This window comes from uncultured Chryseobacterium sp. (genome assembly GCF_936933875.1).
Classification (GTDB): Bacteria; Bacteroidota; Bacteroidia; order Flavobacteriales; family Weeksellaceae; genus CAKZIK01.
In genome coordinates, this window is record NZ_CAKZIK010000063.1 from 1 (window position 1) to 8657 (window position 8657).

Annotated in this window: 7 protein-coding genes; 2 read left to right on the forward strand and 5 right to left on the reverse strand. The window is 31.9% G+C overall.

Annotation, left to right across the window (positions count from 1 at the left end; genetic code table 11):
- Positions 1-328 precede the first annotated feature (328 nt).
- Positions 329-1531, forward strand: coding sequence for a hypothetical protein (locus Q0252_RS08665; protein WP_297985394.1), 1203 nt, complete (start codon positions 329-331; stop codon positions 1529-1531).
- Between the two features lie 9 nt (positions 1532-1540).
- On the forward strand, positions 1541-2101 hold the full coding sequence (locus Q0252_RS08670) for a hypothetical protein (protein WP_297985395.1): 561 nt from the start codon (positions 1541-1543) through the stop codon (positions 2099-2101).
- A gap of 1714 nt (positions 2102-3815) precedes the next feature.
- Here Q0252_RS08670 and Q0252_RS08675 read toward each other — a convergent pair.
- From Q0252_RS08675 to mnmE, 5 genes are all read right to left on the reverse strand, one after another.
- Positions 3816-4856: a hypothetical protein gene (locus tag Q0252_RS08675; RefSeq protein ID WP_297985396.1), complete on the reverse strand. Its 1041-nt coding sequence runs from the start codon at positions 4854-4856 to the stop codon at positions 3816-3818.
- A gap of 23 nt (positions 4857-4879) precedes the next feature.
- Positions 4880-5167 carry a helix-turn-helix domain-containing protein gene (locus tag Q0252_RS08680; protein ID WP_297985397.1) on the reverse strand — a complete coding sequence of 96 codons (288 nt, stop codon included), beginning with the start codon at positions 5165-5167 and terminating at the stop codon, positions 4880-4882.
- Between the two features lie 87 nt (positions 5168-5254).
- Entirely contained in the window at positions 5255-5839 is a 585-nt protein-coding gene (locus Q0252_RS08685) for a hypothetical protein (protein ID WP_297985398.1), read from the reverse strand.
- Positions 5839-6978 carry a site-specific integrase gene (locus tag Q0252_RS08690; RefSeq protein WP_297985399.1) on the reverse strand — a complete coding sequence of 380 codons (1140 nt, stop codon included), beginning with the start codon at positions 6976-6978 and terminating at the stop codon, positions 5839-5841. The genes Q0252_RS08685 and Q0252_RS08690 overlap by 1 nt, the downstream gene beginning before the upstream one ends.
- Positions 6979-7146: 168 nt before the next feature.
- On the reverse strand, positions 7147-8532 hold the full coding sequence (mnmE, locus tag Q0252_RS08695; RefSeq protein WP_297985400.1) for a tRNA uridine-5-carboxymethylaminomethyl(34) synthesis GTPase MnmE: 1386 nt from the start codon (positions 8530-8532) through the stop codon (positions 7147-7149).
- Between the last annotated feature and the right edge of the window lie 125 nt (positions 8533-8657).

Genomic DNA, 8657 nt, shown 5'->3' on the forward strand with positions numbered 1-8657 from the left:
TTGCAAGGTTTTAAAGCTCTAAGATACAAATTCTTGCAATAAAAAACAAGCTATTTTAAACCCAAAATACTAATAATCAGTAAATTATAGGTGGTTTAAGGAGAGACTAATTAATACTGATAGTTTCACTATATTAGCGGTAAAATTAACGTAAAGCGTAAGCTATCGTTTTGGTTACTGAAAACTCGGAATCTTCAATAAACCCAAATTCGATAGACTTACGCCTGTGCTTATATGGCGCGGGCGAAGTCTTTCTGGGTTTGGGCATCCGAGTGCCTCAGTAACGGATTGATGGAGTTCGCGCTTTCTGTTTTCTAAAACACAGATTATGGCTCAGGAAAAATTCTACTTCAACAAATTTTCAAAGTTTAAAGAATTCCCGGAAGAAGAAATACTTCATCTCATCGATATTTATAACAGCAATATGACTTTTGCTGAGATTAAAGTAAAATATCCCGGTATTGAAACAAATTCCTTTTTCTATGATTTGCCATTTCTACTGTCGGACGAACCTTGTATTTATTGCAAAAGTTTGATTTATAGCAAAAGTAAAAGAGTTTCAAAACAATCATTCCATGCCTTAAAATATTGCATAAATTGTCACCACGACTATATTTCAACCTGCGGTTGCGAAAATTGTGAAAATGCTCTTAAACAACAAAAATTACAGGAAGAAGCCGAACTTGAAATGCTTTGGAAACACCATGTGTCAACAAAATTCAGAAGTAAAATTCAATTTCAAAGAGTTTACTTTCACGATTTACTTAAATTAAAAATCCTGTTTGATAATTTTTATGACGAAAAAACGGAATTACTCATCTTTCCCGAATCATTTCAACACAAATGGAAAAATCCTTCCAGAGAAACTCCACTTGAACTGAAAAGCTATCTTAAAGATCTAGCGGAATTGAGAATTATAGCGCCTTCCAAAATTGAAGCGAAAAATCTGAAATATGTTCGGGCAAATCCGGATCATTTTCTAAAAAGCAAACCTCTAGGATTCCATTGGAAACTTAATGTAGAAAAAGAAAATTGTGGTTTTTCATTTTTAGAATTTAAAGAAATATTTGAGAACCATGATGTTTCTGAAGATGACCGGATATTGATTTGGAATGCTGTTTACCAAAATGAAGTTTCTGAATATCTCCATTATTATTCCAAAAAGTTTCTCGGATTTTCAATTGATGAAAGCATTAGTCATCACGTTTCTGAACTTTTGAAAGAAGACTATTCCCTATCAAAGGCGTTTTATCTTCTTTATTCCACCTTGAGACAAACCTCGAAATATCAAAATAGTTTTAACCAAAATACCACTGCTACCGCGAACTATCTTAAGTCTTATATTGAAAAACTTGCAGAAAAATTTAGAAATCAGCAATATTTGAAAGGTTTTGACAGACCATTGCAAATGCCCTATTCTGCATTTAATGATTATGCATTAAGAAATATTCTCAAACTGAAGGAAAACCATTTTTATCTCAAGCCAAACAATATTTATTGGCAACTACAATCTGAATTTATCAACAATTAAAAACCAATTATGAAAAAAATCTTTATCACGTCCACAATCCTTTTTGCTTCATTTTTTCATGCACAAACTAATACGGAGTGTGAAAAATTAAAAATGCAGGTAGAAAATCAGAAAGTGGAAATTACTGAACTTTCAAAACAAAACTTATACTACAAGCAAACGCTGAATCTTCTTAAACCAATCGCATCAAGTAGTAAGAACGGAATACAGATCGATATTTTGAAAATCACAGGATCGAAATCTGACAAAAAGCTCCAGGTAATTTTTGTTTATAAAAACACGGATACGGAGGCACGAAAGTATTTCCAAATCAACAATGCTCATTTTATCGATCCACAAGGAAATCAGGCTTCAACTTTTGAAATTTTGACCTCCAACTTGAAGCGAACTGAAAATATTCTTCCGAACATTCCGATGAAGGGAATCATTGAATTTGATTTGAAAAATTTTGATAATCTTGACTTTCCCATCATGAGAATTTTAGATTTAAAATTTGGAAATATAAAGACGTCATCTTTAGGTTTGGAAACGACGATGAATTTCGAAAATATTCCAATTATTTGGATTTAAAATTTTTCTTTTTCATTCTAAAAAAAATACATTTAAATTAAAAAAAATGAAATTTACAAATCGTATTTTTTAAAATCCTTTTCGAAGAAAAAGGCAAGATAACTTTTGTTTGTATATACAAAAGCACATCTTGCCCTGTTTTTTTTAAAATAAATCAAATATAATTATTTGTTTCTATTTATTGCATGTGACTTTAAGTAATGGATTAAATTATTTTGTCCCCTTTTCGAAGAGAAGGCAAGAATCCTTTTCTGCAGCACATTTTAAATGTGTCCACAAAAAGACATCTTGCCCCAATTTTTCACATTTTATAACTTCATAATTTACTGGCAATCAATACTATTTTCATGAGATTAAAAGATAAACAAGGTCTATTTGACCTCGTTTAAGGTCTATTTGACCTTATTTTTAAAAAAAACAAGGTCTATTTGACCTTGTTTGAGGTTTATTTGACCTTGAAAAAAGTTTGGAGTTGTTGTAATTTTTGAGATAATATTATTAATAAAATTATTGATTTTTCTATCTAAAAAATATTTTACGTATAAAAAGTTTTTGGTTAAAAAAAATTTAGATTTTGTGAAAATTCCGAATAAAAATTTTACAAAAAGTTTACTATTTTTTTTGGAAAAAAGAATAGGCGTTATGGCAATTCATTTATCAAGAAATTTACATTTTTTACTCAAAATATTAATTAAAAAATAATATTTTCAGTTAAGAAAAGTGATGAAATTTTGTGATGATTAATAATAAAAATTTGAAAAAAAATTAGTTTAATTGTAGGAATAAAAATAGAATTTTTGAAAATGAATCTATGAAAATAAATTTGCTTTTTCTATCCCAAAATTTTATAGAAGAAAATATACTTTTTAAGAAAAATCGTGATAAATATTTATAAAAATTAATGATGAAAATAATAAAGATAAGTGCAGTTTTAATTGTCAGAAAAAGGAGCAACTTTATTGAGAATAATATATAAAAAAATGACTTTTTTTTGGGTAGAAGGCTTTGAATTCATAGCATTTCGGGTCAATTTTCCAAAAAATATTGGTAATATTTTTTTAATCAAAAGATGAAAGTTTAAGATTGAAATATTGATCAGGATTTCTTTAAAAATAAAATTATGTGTGCAAAATGTTAATTTTCTGAGAAGTTTTCTTTTTCTACATTAATGCCTCGCAGAGCGAACTAAGAAACTTTTCTGGGAGCTCGCGAAATTAAAAGTTGCGAGTGAGCTCGTAACTTACTCTGTCAGTTGCTTAATATTCTAGTTATCAAGTTTTAACGACACCTGATTTTAGATAAGGATTAACTACCGTCAAGTTTAGTTATCCACATTTTTATTTTTCGTTTATCTTATCGAAATTCTTTTAAATAAAATATTTAATATCTTTTAATAGTACTTTTATTAAATGGGGGTATCTCGCACCAATACAAGTAAAACTTACATTTTTGGCAGAGCGCAATTCCGCAATTGTGAGGAGCGCAATTCCGCAAACTTCCGAGTGCAATTCCGCAAACTTGCCTGTTTTCAAAGGAGAGCAAATCCGCAAATTTTTCGAAATGCCTTTATAGTTATCCACAACTAGACGTTTCAAAACCAATTTAGGAGCGCAAATCCGCAAACTTGATGATTTTACATTGAGAAAATTCATTTTGAACCCATCAAGGAGTGGAATTCCGCAATCTAAAGGAGTGCAAATCCGCAAACTTCATTCTAATATAAGATTGGAAACCCATCCGGAAATTTTTCAGCTGCTTTACTTTGTTTATAGTTTTTGCTGATAAAGGTTTGCAGTTCCTGCAAAAAAATTTCTCCAACAAAGTGTGTGCTCTTTAATTTTCTATTTCTATTGATCTTTACAAAATCCTTGTACGAAGCTTCAACTAATTTCACATCAGTTTCAAACACCTTTTTTAATCGGTATGACTGATTGTCATCTAGTTTGAACCGCCTTTTAAAATATGATAATCGATAGCTAATCCTTGTTTCCTGTTTTAAGGCAGGATTTCTTTTCACTTCCTTTTTGTAAGGTATAATTTTAATTCTATCATGTGTAAATTGGTAATTAAACGAAATGTCATTAACCATATCTAGTGATTTTTTTATGGCTCTTAAAAATTTGGAACAAAAATCTCCCGCATTTTTATATTCAAGCCCAAATTTTTTATTGAAGGTATCAAGCTTTAATATTGTTCCATCTTCAGGAATTCTTGTGAGCCAAATCGCAAAGATTACTTGTTTGTTGTTGGTCAAATGATATGCTAAATCAAACAGTATTTTATTATACTGTGGCAGAACAATTAGCTTCTTTAGCCAATAACTGCTTATAAGGAAAACAGTATAACCCCGTTCGTCCTTGGTTGGAGTTGAGATTAATCCACCGTAAGTCTTGATTAATCTTCCCTGCGAATTCTTTGATGAATACCAATCCATTCTGAACTTAGTTAGAAATTCATAAGCCTTTGCAATCTGTTTATAAGAACGGCTTGGAGAAATTGCGGTATTCCTGATCTTAATTCGTGCAAAGATATTATGCTCAGTTTCGAAATCATCTTCAAACAAAGATAGTTGCGTTGGTCTGTCTTCAGGACGAAATTGTTCATCCCTCACAATAGCTATGATATTAGCGAGAATTCGAAGTGCGGTAATTGGAATATCCACAAACCTTTTGTCTTCAAAAAGGAAATTATCAACAAAATCATTCGAAATACGAATCCAGCCAATTTGACTTTCGTTTGATATTTCTTTCTTCACGATTCGTTTAATGCCGTCCTGCATTACTTTCTATTTTTGAAAGAAAATTCTAATGCTTCCTGTTCTAATTCTGCTTGAGACTTCGAACTGTTGGAAAGCAACCATTGGTCTATCTTTTTTCGTTCGAAAAAAAGAACTTTCCCATTCGGTTTTGAAAAGGGGATCAAATTTCCATGGACAAGTTTGTAAATATAAGATTTCTTAAATCCAGTATAGTCAGAAAGTTCCTCTACATTAAGGATTGACTTCAAACCGAAAATATGCTTTTCAATCTGATTTAGCTTGTGCAAAATAATTTCATTCTTTTCCATTTGTTGCAATTTGTTTGAGTTAATGAAGCAAAGGAAATCAATAACTAAAAAGCTATTGAGCGAAAATAAAAATGTGCATTTTTTCGCTTAATTATTTTGAATTTTTAGATTTTTCCATTTACTAAATGAGTCATATATCCTTTCAAACGTGAAATTATCTCCGTTTTCAGAAAACTTTCTCAAGACAGAAAAAATAAACCAGCGTAGTTTTGTTCCTTTTAGATTAATGATTGAGAAATCTAAGCTATAAAGCAGATCAAAAATTCCATAAGAATTGATAGTATTTTTATCTTTACTCATTCTCTGAATCCAATTAATTTTTTTGATAGATCTATTCATTATTATATCACTAAAATCCTCAAAATCTGTATCCGTAAATTCATTAGAAATCAATTGTTCATGAACATTCTTTAAATGTTTTTCATCAATTTCTTCATAATTAATCCATCCGGCTGCACCTAACTTTAAATTGTTTGAGTCAAGTTGCAATGTTACTTCCTGATCTGATTTTTGAAACCCATCTTCAATCATTTTCAGGTATTTAATTTCAGATCCTAGCATAGATTTCAAGTAGGTTTCCAATGACAATTTTAATTTTTTATCCTCGAGAATTATTAGTAATAATTCTTCTCTTATCAATTTTCTTATTTCTTCTCTTAATTCATTATCCATCAAAGTTCAATTTTTAATTCCGGTATCATTTCGGCAGCTTCTTTCATTTTAGAATCTACAATTTTTGCGTAAATCGCTGTGGTGCGTATTTCACGATGTCCCAAACGCTTTGAAACGGTATAAATATCAGCTCCATTTTCCAACATTAAGACTGCATTGGTATGTCGAGCAGAGTGAAATGTTATATGTTTCGAAACTCCTGCCCTATTGCACCATCGAACGATTTCAGTATTATACGTCATTCCATATTTTAGTCCACGAAAAACCCTTTCCTGTGGTGACTGCCGTTCTCCCAACAGTTCTCTCGCCTGCTGAGAAATATACAGATATTCAACACCGTCAGTTTTTTCCTGTCTGAAGTTGACTTTGCTGAAATTTCCTTCATCGCGAACTTCCGACCAAGTTAAAGTATTGATATCCGACCAACGAAGCCCGGAAAGACAGGAAAATAGAAAAGCTCGTTTAAGTACTTCATACTTGCATTCAGTTTTTGCTAGTGACTGAAGTTCGTCAAAAGTCAAATATTCCCTTTGGCTTTCTGCTTGTTCAAATGATTTTGCCTTCTGTGCAAAATTTATTGTGAGATAACCATCATCAAAAGCATTTCTGAGAGATGCTTTAAATTTATTGAAATAGGAATATTTTGAATTTTGTGAAAGTGGAAGGTTACTTTTGGTTCGCGCATCTTTTTCAAAGTAGGATTTTACTTTCTTTAAAAATTCTTCATCAATTTCATCAAAAGTCAAATTCTTGGAGACGATTTTTTTTAAATGCTGTAATGTAGAAAACCAATTGCCATAATTGTTGGAGGAATCCTGTTTTTGCTTTTCTGCAGTTAACTCTTCAAAGTATTTTAGAAAGGTTCTTTTGGCTTTGGTTGTATTCTTCAGCTCGTATTTACCTTGCAAAAATTCAGCTTTACGAATAGCCAGAATTCCTTCTGCCATTTCTAAAGTTTCTCTATTATGAGTTTTCTCTTTCGTAGTTTTGGGATTTCCAAACAGATACATTTTAAGAAACTCAAAATCTCTGAGGTGAGTTCTTTTACCTTGATTATCTGTTGTTGAACCTTTATAGAATTCAAGATAGAGGCTAATTCTACCGTCTGTTAATACTTTTTGCTTCAGTGTAATTTTCATAAGTTTGTTTTGAGGTGTACAATAGTGCTTTTTTGTACAACTTTTATAATCAAGGTGTACACAAGGTGTAACAAAAGTACAAACAAACTCTTACATAAGAAAATATAAATTACATAAATTATTGAAAATCAATCAAAAGAACATAAAAGAAATCAAAAGAAAGTAGATTTATTTCCCGATACAAAACTTGCTGAAAATATTTCCTAAAACTTCGTCGTTAGTAAATTCTCCGCTGATTTCCCCAAGATGTTCCAAAGCAGACCGAAGTTCATAAGCCAATAATTCTGTGGATATATTTCCAGAAACGGCTTCTTTCACACGATTTACTGAATCTAAAGACTTTTGAAGTGCTTCAAAGTGACGCTGGTTCGTAATCACCGTATTGCTTTCTTCGGTTTTAAGATTTTCAACAAAGGAGATGAGTTCTGCTTTTAAAGCTTCAATTCCGGTTTGGTCTTTTGCAGAAAGTTGCAGTATAGTTGTAGTATAGTTTTGTTTTAATTCGTCTCTTACAATTTCATCAAAATTGTTCTCGTTTTGATGCAAGTCTATTTTGTTGTGAAGCAGAATCATCTTTAAATCTTCACGCCAAAAAGTTTTTACAAAATCAATGACTTCTTCAGGTTTAGAATCAAATTCATCGTACAGATAAAGAAGAATTCTTGCCGTTGCAATTTTTTCCTTGGCTTTCTGTACTCCAATAGCTTCAATTTCGTCGGTTGTTTCACGAATTCCCGCGGTATCGATAAAACGGAAAGCGGCTCCTTTGATATGAAGAACTTCTTCAATGGTATCGCGTGTTGTTCCGGCAATATCAGAAACGATGGCTCTTTCTTCTTTAAGCAAAGCATTGAGTAAGGTAGATTTTCCAGCATTTGGTTTCCCGATAATAGCCACATCTACCCCATTTTTTATGGCATTTCCGTACTGGAAACTTTCAATAAGAGACGAAAGTTTGTTTTCAATTCTGTCAACAAGTTGATTTAAAGCCGTTCTGTCCGCAAATTCTACATCTTCCTCTGAAAAATCTAATTCTAATTCAATTAAAGAAGTAAAATTCAACAAATCGCCACGCAAAAGTGAGATTTCATTGGAGATTCCACCTTTCAATTGATTCAAAGCTACTTTTCGCGATGCTTCATTTTCGGAAGCAATTAGGTCTGCAATGGATTCCGCCTGAGCTAAATCGATACGTCCGTTCATAAACGCACGCATGGTAAATTCACCGGCTTTCGCCATTCTTGCGCCGTTTTTAATGAGCGCTTCCAAAATTTTTTTCGCGATATGCGGAGAACCGTGGAATGAAATTTCCACCACATTTTCTGTAGTAAAAGTTTTTGGAGCCAAAAAAACCGAAACCATAATTTCATCGATGATTTCTTCACCATCCACCATGTAGCCGTAATGCACGGTATGACTTTTCTGTCTTTCCAGATTTTTACCTTTGAAAGATTTTTGGGCAATACTTACCGCTTCTTCCCCGGAAAGACGGATGATTCCAAGTGCTCCTATTCCGTTGGCAGTCGCCAATGCGCAGATGGTGTCTTTGTTCATGTTGCAAATTTAAGCAAAACTTCGCGACCTGTTTCTGTGAATTTTGTAGGTTTGTTTTTGACGATACACAAAAAAGAAAGTGCAACAAATGCTGCACTTTCAAAGGGATTTATATTCTATTTAAA

Bases quoted from the DNA above. Each gene is read 5' to 3' on its own strand.
- Q0252_RS08690 (WP_297985399.1), bottom strand. From the start codon at position 6,978: ATGAAAATTACACTGAAGCAAAAAGTATTAACAGACGGTAGAATTAGC.
- Q0252_RS08685 (WP_297985398.1), bottom strand. From the start codon at position 5,839: ATGGATAATGAATTAAGAGAAGAAATAAGAAAATTGATAAGAGAAGAA.
- Q0252_RS08680 (WP_297985397.1), bottom strand. From the start codon at position 5,167: ATGGAAAAGAATGAAATTATTTTGCACAAGCTAAATCAGATTGAAAAG.
- Q0252_RS08670 (WP_297985395.1), top strand. From the start codon at position 1,541: ATGAAAAAAATCTTTATCACGTCCACAATCCTTTTTGCTTCATTTTTT.
- Q0252_RS08665 (WP_297985394.1), top strand. From the start codon at position 329: ATGGCTCAGGAAAAATTCTACTTCAACAAATTTTCAAAGTTTAAAGAA.
- mnmE (WP_297985400.1), bottom strand. From the start codon at position 8,532: ATGAACAAAGACACCATCTGCGCATTGGCGACTGCCAACGGAATAGGA.